The 15,357-nt window shown below is 60.0% G+C and carries 16 protein-coding genes; 7 read left to right on the top strand and 9 right to left on the bottom strand.

The window, feature by feature from the left end:
- The 7 genes from AC13Q5_RS26145 to AC13Q5_RS26115 form a co-directional block, all read right to left on the bottom strand.
- Window positions 1-936, bottom strand: a 936-nt coding sequence (locus AC13Q5_RS26145; protein ID WP_488503661.1) for a HAMP domain-containing protein, incomplete at its 3' end; no start/stop codon positions are given.
- 25 nt (window positions 937-961) lie between these two features.
- On the bottom strand, window positions 962-1,474 hold the full coding sequence (locus AC13Q5_RS26140; protein ID WP_457882460.1) for a chemotaxis protein CheW: 513 nt from the start codon (window positions 1,472-1,474) through the stop codon (window positions 962-964).
- Window positions 1,471-3,495: a chemotaxis protein CheA gene (locus AC13Q5_RS26135; protein ID WP_488503660.1), complete on the bottom strand. Its 2,025-nt coding sequence runs from the start codon at window positions 3,493-3,495 to the stop codon at window positions 1,471-1,473. Before AC13Q5_RS26135 ends, AC13Q5_RS26140 begins: the two co-directional genes overlap by 4 nt.
- Entirely contained in the window at window positions 3,492-3,860 is a 369-nt protein-coding gene (locus AC13Q5_RS26130) for a response regulator (protein ID WP_047631891.1), read from the bottom strand. The genes AC13Q5_RS26135 and AC13Q5_RS26130 overlap by 4 nt, the downstream gene beginning before the upstream one ends.
- Window positions 3,857-4,183, bottom strand: a complete 327-nt coding sequence (locus tag AC13Q5_RS26125) for an STAS domain-containing protein (protein WP_457882456.1) — start codon at window positions 4,181-4,183, stop codon at window positions 3,857-3,859. The genes AC13Q5_RS26130 and AC13Q5_RS26125 overlap by 4 nt, the downstream gene beginning before the upstream one ends.
- A complete protein-coding gene (locus tag AC13Q5_RS26120; protein ID WP_488503659.1) occupies window positions 4,180-5,262 on the bottom strand; it encodes an HD domain-containing phosphohydrolase in 1,083 nt (360 codons plus the stop codon). Before AC13Q5_RS26120 ends, AC13Q5_RS26125 begins: the two co-directional genes overlap by 4 nt.
- 226 nt (window positions 5,263-5,488) lie before the next feature.
- Window positions 5,489-5,980, bottom strand: a complete 492-nt coding sequence (locus tag AC13Q5_RS26115; RefSeq protein WP_159444777.1) for a helix-turn-helix transcriptional regulator — start codon at window positions 5,978-5,980, stop codon at window positions 5,489-5,491.
- Here AC13Q5_RS26115 and AC13Q5_RS26110 point away from each other — a divergent pair.
- The 3 genes from AC13Q5_RS26110 to AC13Q5_RS26100 all read left to right on the top strand — a co-directional run bounded on the left by AC13Q5_RS26110 (window position 5,948) and on the right by AC13Q5_RS26100 (window position 9,587).
- Window positions 5,948-6,421 carry a hypothetical protein gene (locus AC13Q5_RS26110; RefSeq protein ID WP_488503658.1) on the top strand — a complete coding sequence of 158 codons (474 nt, stop codon included), beginning with the start codon at window positions 5,948-5,950 and terminating at the stop codon, window positions 6,419-6,421. The two genes, AC13Q5_RS26115 and AC13Q5_RS26110, sit on opposite strands and share 33 nt — an antisense overlap.
- A 372-nt stretch (window positions 6,422-6,793) precedes the next feature.
- On the top strand, window positions 6,794-8,455 hold the full coding sequence (locus tag AC13Q5_RS26105; RefSeq protein ID WP_457887931.1) for a hypothetical protein: 1,662 nt from the start codon (window positions 6,794-6,796) through the stop codon (window positions 8,453-8,455).
- A gap of 181 nt (window positions 8,456-8,636) precedes the next feature.
- Window positions 8,637-9,587, top strand: coding sequence for a DUF535 family protein (locus AC13Q5_RS26100; RefSeq protein WP_488503657.1), 951 nt, complete (start codon window positions 8,637-8,639; stop codon window positions 9,585-9,587).
- 36 nt (window positions 9,588-9,623) lie between these two features.
- Here the strand turns inward: AC13Q5_RS26100 and AC13Q5_RS26095 are convergent, their stop codons facing one another.
- Together AC13Q5_RS26095 and AC13Q5_RS26090 are read right to left on the bottom strand one after the other, a co-directional pair.
- On the bottom strand, window positions 9,624-10,856 hold the full coding sequence (locus AC13Q5_RS26095; protein WP_488503656.1) for an ATP-binding protein: 1,233 nt from the start codon (window positions 10,854-10,856) through the stop codon (window positions 9,624-9,626).
- A complete protein-coding gene (locus tag AC13Q5_RS26090) occupies window positions 10,853-11,545 on the bottom strand; it encodes a response regulator (protein WP_075852766.1) in 693 nt (230 codons plus the stop codon). Before AC13Q5_RS26090 ends, AC13Q5_RS26095 begins: the two co-directional genes overlap by 4 nt.
- A gap of 306 nt (window positions 11,546-11,851) precedes the next feature.
- Between AC13Q5_RS26090 and AC13Q5_RS26085 the strand changes: the two genes are divergently transcribed.
- The 4 genes from AC13Q5_RS26085 (at window position 11,852) to AC13Q5_RS26070 (ending at window position 15,192) form a co-directional block, all read left to right on the top strand.
- Complete coding sequence (locus AC13Q5_RS26085; protein ID WP_488503655.1) at window positions 11,852-12,514, top strand: phosphatase PAP2 family protein; 663 nt, start codon at window positions 11,852-11,854, stop codon at window positions 12,512-12,514.
- Between the two features lie 563 nt (window positions 12,515-13,077).
- Entirely contained in the window at window positions 13,078-13,707 is a 630-nt protein-coding gene (locus tag AC13Q5_RS26080) for a ParB-like protein (protein ID WP_457882448.1), read from the top strand.
- A gap of 71 nt (window positions 13,708-13,778) precedes the next feature.
- Entirely contained in the window at window positions 13,779-13,910 is a 132-nt protein-coding gene (locus tag AC13Q5_RS26075) for a hypothetical protein (protein WP_488503654.1), read from the top strand.
- A gap of 94 nt (window positions 13,911-14,004) precedes the next feature.
- Window positions 14,005-15,192 carry an arabinose transporter gene (locus AC13Q5_RS26070; protein ID WP_488503653.1) on the top strand — a complete coding sequence of 396 codons (1,188 nt, stop codon included), beginning with the start codon at window positions 14,005-14,007 and terminating at the stop codon, window positions 15,190-15,192.
- The last annotated feature ends 165 nt before the right edge of the window (window positions 15,193-15,357 follow it).

The following is a 15,357-nucleotide window of genomic DNA, read 5'->3' as shown; positions in this document are numbered from 1 at the left end:
GGCATTCTGCTTGATGTTGGCTGCCATCTCCTCCATCGAGGCGGAGGCTTCCTCGGCCGACGATGCCTGTTCGGTGGCACCCTGCGACAGCTGCTCGGAGCCTGCCGACAGCTGCTGGCTGCCCGACGAGACATTGTCGGAGGCCGAGAGCGCGTCGGCAACAACACCGCGAAGACGTTCGATCATCGAGTTGACGTGGCCCAAAAGCTCGCCGATCTCGTCCCTGGTGGTGATTGCGGCGAATTCGGTCAGATCTCCGTCGGCGACGGTCTGGACGGTCTTGACCGCGCGGCTGATACCCTTGTTGATCGAGAGGATGATCCAGATTGCCGAAAGAAATGCGAGGATCGATGCCGTGGAGGCGATGATGATCAGGATCATGCGCGCATTCGCATAGTCGTTGGCGGCATCCAGATCCGCCTGCTTCAGCCTCGCCCGTTCGGAATCGAAGACCTGTGCAAGCACATTGTCGATTTTGGTGCTTACATCACGGGCGTCCGTCGTTGAAATATGCAGCGCGCCGGTGGTGTCTCCGGCAAGCATCATCGCGCGGATGCGGTCGTCCGCATTGCGCCAATTGGCGGATAGATCCTTGATCTCAGTCCAGAATGCCATGTCCTGAGCTGTGGTATTGGCCAGTATCTTTGCAAGGTCGGCATCGAACTCCGTACGCGCAGCGTCGCTCTTTGCAATATAGTCCCTGGTTTCGTTGACCGATGCGGATGACAGCATGTTCTTTTGCTGCCGCAACTGCTGCAGGACGGTAATATCGAGATTCTGGGCGAGCCGCAGGCGTTCGGCCGGACCCGATAGCGTATCGGACCAATTGTCGTTGACCTGGCCGAGGGTCGTGATGCTGTAGACGGCCGTGCCAAGAAGCATGGCGATGACGACAGCAAACGTTAGTAGCAGTTTGAGCTTGATCGTAAAGCGCATCTGATGGCCTCCTTGTCCTTGAAATTCATGCTGTTGCTCGGACCGCAACCGCCCGCTGCGACGAAAAGATCGCCTGGAGGTTCGGTAGGATGATAAATTCGCCGCCGCGCTTCACGAGGGCGTGGATATAGTCGGTGCGCCAGCGCATGCCGATGACCGGCGGCGGCTCGCTGGCCGTCTGCGAAAGCTGCGTCACCTCATGCACCTTGTCGGTGCGGATGCCGATCAGGGTCGTCTCGCCATCGAGTTCGAGTTCGGTCACGACGATGCGGCTGTCGATGGTGACATTGGCTGCCTCCATGCCGAAGGCGATGCGGATATCGGCAAGGGGAATGACCTTGCCGCGAAAGTTGATGACGCTGCCGACGAAGGGCAGGCTGCCGGGAACGCTCGTCTCCGGCAGCAGATCGAGGATTTCCTGAACGACGACCGCTTCGATGGCGAAGGTTTCGCCATTGAGGCTGAAGGTCAGCACGGAAAGCTCGTCGGCACCTTTCCAGACTGCACGATGGTCTGATTTTGCGTCTGCTTCGATCATCCTGCTGCTCGCAATTGCGCCTCCTGATGCTGTCCGGCGGCGATGAGATGGACGACATCGAGGATCAGGGCCACGTTGCCGTCACCGAGAATGGTCGCACCGGAGAAGGTGGAAACATGGTCGTGAAGTTTCGACATCGATTTGATGACGGTCTGGTGGTCGCCGATGATCTGATCGACGACGAGGCCGACGCGCTCGCTGCCGGTCGAGATGACAACCACCTTCTGGTAGGGATCTGGCTCCGTGCCTGTGCGGAAGAGTTCGCGCAGCCGTAGGAAGGGCACGAGATCGTCGCGTAGCGAGATGAAGCTGCGGCCGCGTGAGCGCAGATCCTGCTCGACCGAGAGTTCCAGGCATTCTTCGACGGCTGCGAGCGGGATGACGTAGCGCCCGTTTCCGACGCGAACGAGGAGGCCGTCGATGATGGCGAGCGTCAGCGGAATGCGCAGCGCGATTTCGGAACCCTTGCCGAATTCGCTGGTAATGTCGATCGCCCCACGCAGCGTCTCGATCGTCTTCTTGACCACATCCATGCCGACGCCGCGGCCGGAGAGGTTTGTGACCTTTTCCGCCGTCGAGAAGCCTGGCTGGAAGATCAGCTGCAGCAGCTCCTTGTCGGTCAGCTGGGCGCCGGGCAGGATCAGGCCATTGGCCTCCGCCTTGGCGCGCACCCTCTGCCTGTCGATGCCACGCCCGTCATCCTTGATGGAGATGACGACTTCGCTGCCGGTCTGGTGCGCCGAGAGGAAGACGCGCCCTGTCACCGGCTTGCCCGCCGCAACGCGATCGTCCGGGCTTTCAAGCCCATGGTCGATCGAGTTGCGAACGAGGTGGACGAGCGGATCGGCCAGGCGGTCGATGACCGTCTTGTCGACTTCGGTGCCTTCGCCCTCGGTGACGAGTTCGATATCCTTGCCGGTCTCGCGGGCGAGATCATGGACCAGACGGCGGAAACGGCTGAAGAGGCTCGCGACCGGCATCATGCGCAGGACCATCATCGTATCCCGCAATTCGCCGGCCAGACGCTCGATTTCTTCCGACACGGAGCGCAGGCCGAGATCGGCGGCCGAATTCGCCATCTGGCTCAGCCGCGATTGGGCGATCACCAATTCCCCGACCCGGTCCATCATTTCGTCAAGACGCAGCGCGGGAACACGGACATTGTCTACCTGCTTCTGCGATTTGGCATCGGCAGGCTGAGCTTTGCTCGTGTCGATCGGCTGGGCGACGGCCTTTGATGGTTCGTCGTCGATCGGCTGTTCCAGCTTTGCGGCGACCGGTGCCGGGACCGGTTCGGTCGGCGTCTGAAGTTCTTGCAGCTCCATCACCATGTCATCCATAACGAAGATGAAGACATCCTCGATATCCGAGCGCGGCTTTTCCGTCGTCAGGTGAACCGTCCAGCCGATGTGAAGATCGCGCGGTTCGAGGTCCGCAAGCAGCGGGATCGGGTCGGTATCGGCTTCGATCCGGCATTCGCCGAGCTCGCGCAACTCGTCCAGCAGCCCGAGCGGATTGGTGCCGTTGACCATCGAATTGGCCGGCAGGCTGAATTTCAGCTGCCAGGTCTTTGCACTACCGGCGCTTACGGCAGCGGCCGCGACCGGCTGCACACTGGCAGGTGCCGCCGTTGCAGCATGCGATCCGGCTGCACCGACCGCTTGGCGCAATTTTTCCAGGAGAACGGAGCTCATGGTCTCGTGGTCGCCGTTCGGATTTTCCAGCAGCGCCTGCATATGGCCCTGTGCATCGAGAACGGCACCGACCAGCTCCTTCGTGGCGGGAGCCTCACCCTTGCGCACCCGGTCGAAGGCGGTTTCGCAATGATGGGTGAAGGCGGCCAGCTGATCGAAGCCGAACATCGAGCCCGATCCCTTGAGCGTATGAAGGCCCCGGAAGACCGTATCGATCTGAGCACGGTCGCTCAGATCGCGCATCAGATCGAGGAGGCCGGCCTCGATCAGCTCCAGCTGTTCGGCGGCCTCCGTCCTGAAAACGGCGATCGGATCGAGTTCGTTCATTTGCCGAGAACCTTGCGCGCGATCTTGATGAGGGTTTCGGGGTCGAAGGGTTTCGTCAGCCATCCCGTCGCACCGGCAGCCTTTGCCTGCTGCTTGAGATCGCCGTCCGATTCCGTTGTCAGGAAGATGACCGGCGTTCCCATATAGGCCGGCAGCTGCCGCAGGCTGCGGATCATCGTCAGGCCGTCCATGTTCGGCATGTTGAGGTCGGTGACGATGAGATCGAAATTGCCCGATTTCAGCTTGGTGAGGCCGTCGGCGCCGTCGACCGCTTCGGTGACGGAATATCCGGCGTTGGTAAGCGCAATGCGCGTGGTCAGCCGAATGCTGGCGGAGTCATCGACGGTGAGAATATTGGCGCTCATGCTGCTTTTCCTTCTAGCCAGAAACTGTCTTTTTGCCGGTCGCCGCCAAGGAGACCCGCGCGTTGCAGGACGGTCAGAAAATTGCCGTCCGCCGGTTTGCTCAAAGTGACTGCTACGCCGGCGCGAGCGGCTGTTTGCCGTGCGGACAGGAGCAGTTGCGGTAGGGTGAGGTCGATTTCCTCGCTGCCATCGATATCGATGACGAGGGCGCGGTTGCGTAGAGCCGCTTCCTGCAGGTAGACCTGCACGATGTCTCTGACGTTGGTGATCGTCTTGATCGTCAGCGGTCCATGCAGGTGTAAAATCTCAGACTGTTCGCTCATGCCGAACCTCGGGATAACTGAAGTGTGGAAACCGCCGTTGCGGTGTCGTCGCTGTGCTGGGACTCGAAGAGAGCCTTGATATCGGTCCAGCGGCGGCAGAAGGCGGCGACGCAGGCCGGATCGAAATGCGTGCCGCTGCTGTTGACGATCTCGCGGAATGCGTCGGCGATCGGCCAGGCGGCCTTGTATGCCCGCTTCGAGCATAGCGCGTCGAAGACATCGGCTATGGCGACGATACGGGCCTCGATCGGGATCGAACCGCCCGAAAGACCTCTCGGATAGCCGGCGCCATCCCATCTTTCGTGGTGGCTTTCGGCGATCTTGCGCGCGATCTGGATCAATTCGCTCGAGCTGTCGCTGAGGATTTCGGCGCCGAAATCGGCGTGCTGCTGCATCTGCCGGCGCTCGTCCTGGCTCAAGGGGCCGGGCTTGGAAAGGATGGCGTCCGGCAGGCCGATCTTGCCGACATCGTGCAGAGCGCTCGCCAGAAAGACCATGCGGCATTGCCCTGCATCCAGGCCCACTTCCTCGGCGATGATCCGAGCAACGATCGCCACGCGATCCAGGTGATCGGCGGTTTCGCCATGGCGGCAAGCGATGGCCTTGGAGAGACGCCAGATGATCTCTTCCTCGTGCCGTTCGATCCTTTGCATCGCAGCGTCGAAATCGCGCTGCAATGTCGCCGCCCTGGCGGCCAGCGCCAACCGCTCTTCTCCGATGTCGAGAATGTTGCGGACGCGGAGCGTCAGTTCCATTTCGTCGATCGGCTTGTTCAGGAATTCGGTCGCGCCCGCTTTCATGGCAGCCAATCGGATATCGGCCTCCCTGCGGGAAGTGATCATGATGGTCGGCACATGGGCGGTCAGCGCATTCTTGCGCACATGGCTGATCACTTCGATGCCGTTCATATCGGGCATCATATAGTCGACGAGTATGAGATCCGGCGTCCGGTCATCGAGCCGCTTGAGGGCATCGTTCGGATGAAGGAACGACAATACCTCGCTGCCCTTGATGGCTTCGACTACGCGGCGAAGCGTGGCCACGACGGAAGGACTGTCATCGATTACGAAGACGCGCATAGCTACCCCGCGGAGCGCCCGCGGTACACCCACGGATCTGCTCAGGATTTTCGGCTGGAGGATTGTTGGAGACCTTTCTGATGAAAGGGCCGCGTCACAATGATTGTGAATCTTGGCTGAGGTAACGAAATCGTTAAATGGCTAACGGTGTGTTAAACTTATGCTCAACCTGTAGCTGATTTTATAATTAACTGCGGTTAAGTGATAAGATTGCGCTTTTCTGATATCAAATATTATCAGCTGCATCGAAGTCGCGACGGCTGGTGCGTGTCGATGACGGGGATACGCCATACATGGCGCGATAGCGTGCTGCGAAATATCCCATGTGAGTAAATCCCCAGCGCGTGGCGATCTCGGATATGTTTTGGCCGGCGTCGCCGTGAAGCAGATCGTAATGGATTTGCTGCAACCGAAGGCGCTGCACGTAATTCAAGGGATTCATGCCCATGTTCTGCTGGAAGGAAATCTGCAGGCTGCGCACGCTCTGCCCGGCATTTCTTGCAATATCGAGCACGGTGAACTCGTCGCCGAGATGGGTCTGAATCCAATCCAGCGCCCGTTTCAGATTGCGCGGGCGCGCGCTCTGGATCACGGTCTTCTGCGCCGACTGCGGCCATGATTGCATGAAGACCGTGATAAGGGCTTCCTTGAAAAGAGATGCGCTCAGCGGTGAGCCGGCGAATGGATGTTCGCCCGCATCCAGCAACAAGGCCGCCATGCGGTGGATCGTTCGTATTTCCCTTTCGCCAATGTCTGTTATCGTGACATAGCGCCGAAAAAACAACTCAGGGTCGTCTTTCCCGATGTCGATCAATGGCAGGCAATGAATGCGGGGTATGGCAAGCGCAATCTTGCACGCATTCGCGGATGCCTTGATTTTCGTGGAGCCGGGAGGACGCAGCATGAAGGCGGTTCCCGCCGTGGCGGTAAACTCCTGGTCCTCCGTCTCAATCTGAAATACGCCGCTTTCGACGAAGTGCAGCTCTATCCGGTCGGCAGGATCAAACAGATAGAGGATTTCATAACCCGTTTTCGAAAAGATTTTCCAAGCTGCCATCCTTCGGATTGTGGCCAGCGTGACATCGATGTGGAAATTCGGATTGTCCAACCTTCGTTCGAGGACAACCGATATGTCTGCGTCCTTCAATCTTTCCTGTAACTCCGCGGGCTCGCAGGAGGACCAGGCATATTTCTCGGTAGCTATCTTCATCTTACTTCAATCAGCATGAGCGGGCTTGCTTGCGGGTGAAGTTACAAGCAGAGCCAGCCGGTGGCCTGCACAAAGGCGAGACGTGCTGATTGCCAGCTATAGGACGCGGGTCTTGCCCAGGGCTTTCCCGGTGGCATAAGGGCTGCGGTTGCAAAGCAGGCGCCCTGTTTCCTCCCTTGCGTTAACTCCATGTTTTTTTGTTCGCTTTAGTTTGCCTGAGATAATCTTGGGCGGGGTCCGAACAGTATGGCGTATGCAGCGACAAGCCGGCAATTTATCCCATCGACGGATAGTTTCGTCGATCGCTTGGAGAGCGCTCGATTGCAGATCGAGCAGCGCTTCCTGGATGGCGGCGCGGTGCTCATCACGGTCACGGAAGCACTTGCGAAACTCGTCAGCCTGCTGGAGCATATCGGCAATTCGCTGAAGGAGGAAAACGCGACCGAAGCCACGGCGCGGCTGCTTCAGACGGTGGACCTTTTGAACAAGCTGCCGCCTGCCGAAGCGCGGCGGCAGGAGAGTGTTGCTGCTATCGGGCAGACTGGGCAGCGGCTCGCCGAGCACGTGCTTTCGATGGAGGAGACCCTGCGCTATCTCAGGACCTTTGCCGCGACGGCCAAAATTGCCGGCGCGCGCATCCCTGATTTTTCCAGCTTTGCCAGCGAGATCGTTGAGCGCATCGAATTTGCCTCGAAAGAGGTCAAGGCGCTGTCCTTGCAGATCCGCTTGCTGGAGGAACAGATCGAATCCGCAACAGCGAGCGAGGACGGTTCGCTGGCACAGCATCTGAACGGCATTCCGTCCATCGCCCAGCGTCTCGTCTCCAATGCCGAGGAAATCCAGGTTCAGCGCCGCAATCTTTCGGAGCTTGCGGAGACCGTTGCCGGGCTGGCACGCAAGATCCAGAACAAGGTTGCCCATACGCTATCGGCCATGCAGATCGGCGATATCACGCGGCAGCGGGTCGAGCACTGCCAGACGGCACATGCGATCATAGAGGTCTATCTTGCCTCGGAAGCTCCCGCGGATCTCTCTGTCGGCGATCGGAACCGCCTCTCGCAATTGGCGATGACACTGATCTTCGAACTGCTTGGTGAGACGACCAAGGGCTTCGACCGGGAGACCGCCAAGATCGTTGATAATATCCGTGGCTTCAGCAACGATATCGGCACGCTGCTTGATCTCTACAAGACGATGATGTCGCAGAGCGGGCAGGACGGCAAAAGCCCGATCAATTTGCTTCGCGGTGATCTTTCCTCGGCGCGGATCGTCGTCGATCGTATCGACGCTGCCGCTGCCGGAGCCAATCGGCTCAGCGAAAAGACCTCCGAGATGGTCAAGGAGCTGACCACGAGCGTTCTGACCATTCAGCTCGTGCGACGCGACATTCAATACATGGCCCTGAATACCAATCTGCGTTGCGGCAAGCTCGGCGAGGAAGGGCGGGCAATCAATGTGGTTGCCGGCGAGCTGCGCTCGTTCGCAGCGCTGCTCGATGAGGATGCCGAGAAGATTCTCGTCGGACTCGGCAAGCTCGAAACACAGGCGACCGGCCTCAAGGACTGGCGACAGGCCGACGAAGAGGAAAATTCCTCCGGTCTCGGCACGCATATAGACACCGCGCTCGCCCATATCGGCGAAGCCGGCGCGGCGATGGATCTCAATGTGCAGGAGCTGCGCCGTTGCGGCGAAGCCATGACCTCGCAAGTGGCCGATGTCATCAAGGGTTTGGATTTCCGCGCCGGGATCGGCGAGACCCTGGCGTCCTGCACGAAGGAAGCGGGGCGCACCCGGAGCGCATTTGTCGATACGACCGGGCTCGAGGCTCCGTTAGCCGTCATTTCCGAGCGCATCTTCAAGATCTACACCATGGCCGCCGAACGCGAGATACATGCGGGCATCTTCGGCGCGGTGAGCTCTCTGGCCGAAAGCGCACCGGCGCCAACCAATGACGAGGATCTTGTTGCGGATGCCCTCTTCTAGTCTCCCGGCAGCTTGGCGCGGCGATTAAATGGCCTGCCGCTGCGTCGGTGTATATCCTATCCCTTGCGAGCTGAATTCAGCCTTTCGTGGCGTGCCCCATGAAAGGCTGATCCCGTCTTGACGCTGCCTTGACAATTCCGACACACATGTTTCGGCGAAACCATATTCGCCGGGCCTTTGCATGAATCGAAAGACATCGATTGCCGTGACGCCAGAAGGCGTCATATCCAGTATTTCCCCTTCCACGATAGTAGCGCCGGCAGCCGTCGGGTCACGCGGATCCCGATACGCCCTGCTCTGGAGAATATCGACCTTCGGCCTGCGGATGCGCTGGAAGCGAGGCCTTCTTTTCTGGTGCCGCTTTGCCGCCAACCCACTTCTGACCATCCGATGGTGGCGCTTTACTGCGGCGTTTGCCGCTGCGCGCGGATTGCCGCCGCCGCATGACGAGCTGCTGCAGAAGCCGTTGTCGAAATTTCTTGTTCACGGGATGCCCAACTCCCGGCGGTTCTCCCTTCTCGTCGAGCATTTTTCGATTGCGGAAACTATTCTCTCGAGGGGTAGCATGACGCGGCTCTGGGGTGGCGAATGGCTGGAAATGGGAATTGTCCACGGCAAGACCGAAGCCTATGTGTGTTGCATTGCGCTCGCCGATCGCAGCGGCGGTCGCCATGAGGGCGTCTTTGCCGTTAAACTCTTGCGTGTAAGCGACCAGGCGCTGCTCTGCACGGCAAGATTCACCTTCGTCAACCAGGGTGCAGACGGGCGATATACATTCGTCGTCGGGAGCATGCAGGGGGCACGCAACGCGAAGCAGCGTATCATCGAGGTGACCCGTGATCTTGCAGGCCTGCGACCGAAGGAAGCTGTCCTCATCGTGCTGCAGGGCCTGGTGGCGGAAGGCGGCATGCAACACTTCCTCGCTGTCTCGCAGGCAAGACATCCGATCCGGTATCGCCGGCGCACGCGGCAATCGATGCTGCTGTCGAACATCGATGCTTTCTGGCTCGAGCGTTCCGCCGAACCGGAGGGCGCCTACGGCTTCCGGGTCCCTCATTCGAAGATCCATGGAGCGGACAGGCGCAGCCAGAGCAAGTCATGGTTCTACAATATCGGCGAGCTCTTCCACTGATCGCCGGCCGTTATCTCCCGGCTGCGGTGACTTTGGTCAACAAAGCCAGCATTGCGGTGAGCTAGTATCCTGCTGTCCAAGACTGTGTGCTCCTACCGGGAGACTGCTATCTGTCAGATGGATTGCGACCATGGCGCCGCCTTCGGGCCGGTTCGTGAATTCCAGATGCCCGCCGTGGGCGACCGCGATTGCCTGCACGACGGATAGCCCAAGCCCCGTGCCACCGGTCGCGCGAGAACGCGAAGGGTCGCCGCGCCAGAAAGGATTGACGGCAACGGCATCGATGTCCTGCGGAAAGCCGGGGCCGCGATCGATAACGCGGATGACAACGCTGTTGTCTGCCAGCTGCTCCGTCTCGCATCGCAGCCAGCCGCCCTCGGCAGCGTAGCGGCAGGCGTTTTCGAGGAGCGCCAGCACGGCCTGGCGGATCCGAGGGGAGTCGGCCGAAATCCAGGCGCGCTTCAGCCCCATTTCGACCTGCAGCTTGTTGGCTTCCAGCATGGGTTTCGCCGAGGCGATGACAGTCTCAACCAGCAGAGATGCGTCGATGCGCTGGCGTTCCATCACGAGTTTCTGGCCGATGGCCAGGGATAGGGTGCGCAGATCCTCAACGACGCGGCCCAGGCCTTCGACCTGCAGGAGAAGATCGGAAATGATTTTCCGATCCATCGGAAACACGTCGTCGAGCATGCTCTGCAGCGATCCCTGCAGGATGGTCAGCGGCGTACGCAGCTCATGCGCAACCGCCATATTGTTGAAGCGTAGCCTCTCCTCCATGGTCTCCAGGCTTGTGGCAAGAGCATTGAAAGTTTCAACGAGGCTCGCGACTTCGCGCGTGCTGCGATAGGAGGCTGCGACGCGGACGGAGAAGTCGCCGGACTTCAGGCCTTCGGCAGCGGAGGTGAGATCCTCGAGCGGGCGTGTCAGCCGTCGTGCCAGGAAGACGCCGATAAGTGCGCAGAGCAGAGCCGACAGCAGGCCGAAGACGAGCACGGAAAGCTGCACCTTGAAATCCGTCGGTTCCGTCAACGCATTAAGATGTTCGACCAGGAGCTTCAGCGAATCTCCGTCGGGCACCTTGCTTTCGCTCAGCATCTTGTAGGCCGTTGCGGCCCGGGGCGGCAGGGCCTCGCTGATGCCCTGTTCCAGATAGGTGGCATACCAATTAACCCCCAGATAGGTCAGGCCGACACTAAGCAGCAGCATGATCGTGGTGACGATGGCTGTGAGCGTTGCAAGCGGCGTGCTGGGAAATCCTGGTGTCTTCATCTGGGGTCCGAAAAGCGATAGCCGATGCCACGAACGGCGGGAAAGAAGCCGATCTGCCCCATCTCCTCGAGCTTGCGCCTGAGGTTGGAGATGTGCGTATCGACGGTGCGCACCAAGGCGTCGCTTTCCGGCAGGCAGGCATCGAGGATATCGGCGCGTGCGAAAGCCTGGGTGGGATGGCGGATCATGTAGGCGAGGATGCGGAATTCGCTAAGCGTCAGCGGCACGGCAACGCGCCCTTCATCCTTGTTGATGAAGACGGTGTAGCTGCTGAAATCGACCTCCAGCGCGCCGAAGCGCTTGATAGTTTCCGCGCGCTCGCCCTGCGTCCGGCGTAGAACCGCCCTGACGCGGGCGACGACCTCCTGTGGATTAAATGGTTTGACGACGTAGTCGTCGGCACCGAGGCGCAACCCGCTCAGTCGGTCGATGTCGTCAGCGACGGCCGTAACCATGATGACCGGCGTCGAACCGGCCTGGCGCAGGCGGCCGAGCACGCCGAAGCCGTCGAGCTTCGGCAGGCGAACATCCAGGAGCACGAGATCGGGCTTCAGAAGCGCATGGTGCTGCAGTGCGGTCTCGCCATCGCCGGCGCGGACCGTGCGAAAGCCGTCGCGCGTCAGATAACCCTCGAGTATCTGCGCGATTGCCGGTTCATCCTCCACGATGAGAACGAGACTGTTGTCCACCCTAGCGCCCTGTGTTTCTTCCGTTTTTCCGTTCGGTTTGCCGCCCGAGCCTCACTATTGCGGACAAAGCCCGCTTCCGCAATTTACAAACGGCTTTCGCATTGTCCGGCGGCCGATTCTGAACAGGGCCTTGATGCGATCTTCGCCATTTCTTGACAATCGGGTTTCAGCTTGGTGCCATTCCGTCTCTGGAGATATGGCATGTGGAAATTTGCATCGAATTCCTGGAGCTCCGATTCCGGTCAAGCACGCCTGCGCCGGCGGGAAGATCGTGCAACGACCGATGGTGAATTGGCAGTTATCGGCATGCTGATCGTCTGGACCAGCTTCGTCTTCGTAGTCTTTCCACAACTCGATCTGGCTGTTGCGCGCTTGTTTGTCCACGGGCATGTCTTCTGGCTGGCAGAAAATCCCTGGCTGAAGGCGGCGAGGGACATTGCCCGCCAAAGCCAGCCTTATATTCTCGGCACCATGGCTGTCATTATCGTCCTGCATGTTTTCCTGCCGCGGCGATTGCGGTTCTGCCCTCCTCACAAACCGCTTTTCGTGCTCCTGAGCTTTGCTGCCGGGCCGCTATTGGTCGTGCAGACGCTCAAGGTTGCGATCGGACGCGTGCGCCCCCGCCAGTTGATCGAGTTCGGCGGCACAGCGGATTTTACCCCGGTGTGGCAGTTTTCGGCGGCATGCAGCCGCAATTGTTCCTTCCCCTCCGGGGAAGCCGCCGCGGCCGCGGCGACGCTGTCCCTACTGGTGTTCGTGCCTGCCGGGCGTAGATGGATTGCCGCCGTGATGCTGGTGCCGTGCTTGCTGTTCGTGGCGTTCAACCGCGTGATCTTCGGCGCTCATTTCCTGTCGGATGTTATGCTCGGATGGCTTTTGACGATGTTTGCCATGGCCATGATCTGGCGCTGGATCGAAACGAATTCGCGGCTGATCGATCGCTATGTCACGCGCCTGATGTTTAGATGATCCCATCGCCATGGAAACTGGCACCGACAGCCTCGTTCAGTCCCGTTTACGATCTTCGCGATGCAAGATTGGCTGCCGGGTGTCGCCGCAATGCGACAGTCTCGGGCAAACCCATGTTACAAACCTTAATACAACGTTTCTTCACCTTTCCTTCGATCAGGGGTTACCTATTTAGCGTTGGCCATGCCGTCGGACGCGATTGAGGCCGGTAGGACGGATGGTGAAGGGACCTTGGCAGGGTGAGAGTGATGGGATGGGGTTGGTAGATTGGGCGTTGCGCGGAATGCTCGACATGGATGGCCGGCGCAGGATGCGCTCCCGCAGAGAGCATTACGAGCCATGGGTTGTGCTTGCCGTTGAAAGTTTCGAGCGGGAAATGCAGGCCTTCTACAGGCGTTCGCGGTTCACGGTGATCAAAAAGGCTGCATGACGGGTGCCGATAGTCCGAGTGCGAGCTGTTCCCCGGTTGACGCAGCTTGCCTGACGAGTGCGTAACGTCGATCTTGCCGGATTGGCCGGTTATGCTACGCTAAGGTGGTCCTGCCTTTGCGGAGAACTTTCAAATGGTTACGCTGCGCGAACCGATCCTGCATCCAGTTCCCATCGAAGAATTGAGACCCACACAGATCACCGTCGGTATGCGCGAGGTCAAGACAAAGCGCAAGGCTTGGCGTCTCAAAGCGGAAGCGGCTGGCGACAAGGCCGGTGAGTTCCTCGGAAATCACATGGTGCCGGCCATTCGTGGGCCACGCGGAAAATACTACGTCATCGATCATCACCATCTTTCCCTCGCGCTTTACGAGGAGGGGGTGAAAGATGTTCTGGTCACGACGGTCGCTGACCTCTCGCGGCTTGAGCGGGACTCCTTCTGGTTCGTCATGGACTGCCATGACTGGATGCACCCCTTTGACGACGAGGGGAAGCGCCGTGGCTATGAGGACATTCCGAAGAGCATCAAGGATCTGATCGACGATCCCTATCGCTCCTTGGCTGGTGAGCTGCGCCATGTCGGAGGCTATGCCAAGGACACGACGCCGTTCAGTGAATTTCTCTGGGCGGATTTCCTACGCCGCCGCATCAAGCGCAAGGATCTTGAGAAGGATTTCGATGCCGCGCTAGAAAAGGCGCACGAACTTGCCAAGGGCAAGGAGGCCGATTACCTGCCCGGTTGGTGCGGCCCCGTCGCTGAATAATTCGCTTTTCTCATGGAGCGGTTTTCGGAGGCCTCTGAAACGCGCAGGAGATAGAAGCCTATGGAGATGCCATGGCAGGCATGTTCTGCGCCTATCTCGAAAGCCTGAAGCTCCGCTGGGCGGTTCCCCAGCTTCGCGAGCGTCGTGTTGACGGTCATTCGGCAAGCGCCTATTGGAAACGCAGCCGGCCCTGCTGGCCGTAAGCGTTTGACGTCAAGCAACGCACTCAACGATCCTCGTCGGTCGGAGTGCGTTTTTTAATGCCTTCGCTGATCGAGGAAAAGCCTGGAGATTATCATGGCTTTTCAATCGACACCCGATCCGGCACGTGGCCGGCTGCTGCTGCTGAGTGCCATCCTCTTCATTTCCTATCTTTGCATCGGCATGTCGTTTCCGATCGTGCCGCTCTATGTCAGCGAACAATTGCGATTAGGCAATGTCTGGGCGGGGCTCGGCGTCGGCATCGCCTTTCTCGCAACCATCCTCACGCGCGGCTATGCCGGCGGTCTCGCGGACCATCGCGGCGCCAAGGTCGCAGTCATTCGGGGCCTTGCCCTTTACGTCGCCGGCGCCTTGACGGCATTGGTTGCCGGCCTCGTAACCCACACACCGTTTCTATCCTTCCAGCTCCTCCTCGCCGGTCGCCTGCTTCTGGGGCTGGGCGAAAGTCTGGTCGCGGTGGGCGTCATTTCCTGGGGCATTGGTTTCGTCGGTCCGGCGCGCTCGGGCAGGGTCCTGGCGCTCGTCGGCGCCGCCATCTACGGAGCACTCGCCGTCGGCGGTCCGATCGGCCTGGCATTGTTCAGCCGGTTCGGCTTTGCCGGTACGATGGCAATCAGCGCCGTCTTGCCGTTCCTTGGCCTAATGGCGATCTGGCGGGTTCCCGGCGTTGCGCCGCATCCTGGCGCGGAACGCCCGCCCTTCTGGACCGTCATCGGCAGGGTCTGGCTGCATGGGGCGGTCGTGTGCTTTCAGGGCATCGGCTTTGCCGCGATCGGTGCCTTCTTCACGCTCTATTTCCTCGATCGGGGCTGGGACTATGCCGGGCTGGGCCTGACGGCCTTCGGTGTCGGCTTCGTGCTGGTGCGCGTGCTCTTCGGCCATCTGCCGGATCGTATCGGCGGTCTGGCGGTCGCGGTCGGGTCACTGGCGATCGAAGCGATCGGTCAATTGCTGATCTGGAGCGCTCCCAATCCGATGCTCGCCCTGGCGGGGGCGTTCTTGACTGGTCTCGGATGCTCGCTGATCTATCCAGCCATGGGTCGCGAGGTCGTTCGGCGGGTGGAGCCGCATTTGCGTGGTACAGCGCTTGGCGGCTTCTCGGCCTTCCAGGACCTCGCCTATGGGCTGACCGGGCCTTTCGCCGGCCTTTTGGCCGATCGAGCCGGCTATGGCAGCGTCTTTCTGGCAGGCACTGTCGCTGCGATAGCTGGCCTGTTGATCGCGCTCTCGCTTCGCAAGGTGCGCGCTGTAGCGTTCAATTGAATGATATGGCGGCCCTAGCGATTGGGCGGGGCCGCCGGAAATGCTGAATGGTTCACACCATCCATGTTCGCCGCTCGTCTTCGCAGGCGTTGTGCTTTAGCCCGCGGTTGTCGACGGCCAGGTGACATAGCAATACTTGCTGTTGATCGAGCCGAAGAGCGCGTT

It is taken from the genome of Martinezella sp. CNPSo 3964 (assembly GCF_057784375.1).
Note: the sequence above shows the minus strand (reverse complement) of the source record. Positions and strands in the feature narration are given on the sequence as shown.

Excerpts from the sequence above, each read along its gene's own strand:
- AC13Q5_RS26140 (WP_457882460.1), bottom strand. The coding sequence starts at position 1,474 with ATGATCGAAGCAGACGCAAAATCAGACCATCGTGCAGTCTGGAAAGGT.
- AC13Q5_RS26135 (WP_488503660.1), bottom strand. The coding sequence starts at position 3,495 with ATGAACGAACTCGATCCGATCGCCGTTTTCAGGACGGAGGCCGCCGAA.
- AC13Q5_RS26130 (WP_047631891.1), bottom strand. The coding sequence starts at position 3,860 with ATGAGCGCCAATATTCTCACCGTCGATGACTCCGCCAGCATTCGGCTG.
- AC13Q5_RS26125 (WP_457882456.1), bottom strand. The coding sequence starts at position 4,183 with ATGAGCGAACAGTCTGAGATTTTACACCTGCATGGACCGCTGACGATC.
- AC13Q5_RS26120 (WP_488503659.1), bottom strand. The coding sequence starts at position 5,262 with ATGCGCGTCTTCGTAATCGATGACAGTCCTTCCGTCGTGGCCACGCTT.
- AC13Q5_RS26110 (WP_488503658.1), top strand. The coding sequence starts at position 5,948 with ATGTTCGCCCGCATCCAGCAACAAGGCCGCCATGCGGTGGATCGTTCG.
- AC13Q5_RS26115 (WP_159444777.1), bottom strand. The coding sequence starts at position 5,980 with ATGGCGGCCTTGTTGCTGGATGCGGGCGAACATCCATTCGCCGGCTCA.
- AC13Q5_RS26100 (WP_488503657.1), top strand. The coding sequence starts at position 8,637 with ATGAATCGAAAGACATCGATTGCCGTGACGCCAGAAGGCGTCATATCC.
- AC13Q5_RS26095 (WP_488503656.1), bottom strand. The coding sequence starts at position 10,856 with ATGAAGACACCAGGATTTCCCAGCACGCCGCTTGCAACGCTCACAGCC.
- AC13Q5_RS26085 (WP_488503655.1), top strand. The coding sequence starts at position 11,852 with ATGCTGATCGTCTGGACCAGCTTCGTCTTCGTAGTCTTTCCACAACTC.
- AC13Q5_RS26080 (WP_457882448.1), top strand. The coding sequence starts at position 13,078 with ATGGTTACGCTGCGCGAACCGATCCTGCATCCAGTTCCCATCGAAGAA.
- AC13Q5_RS26075 (WP_488503654.1), top strand. The coding sequence starts at position 13,779 with ATGGCAGGCATGTTCTGCGCCTATCTCGAAAGCCTGAAGCTCCGCTGG.
- AC13Q5_RS26070 (WP_488503653.1), top strand. The coding sequence starts at position 14,005 with ATGGCTTTTCAATCGACACCCGATCCGGCACGTGGCCGGCTGCTGCTG.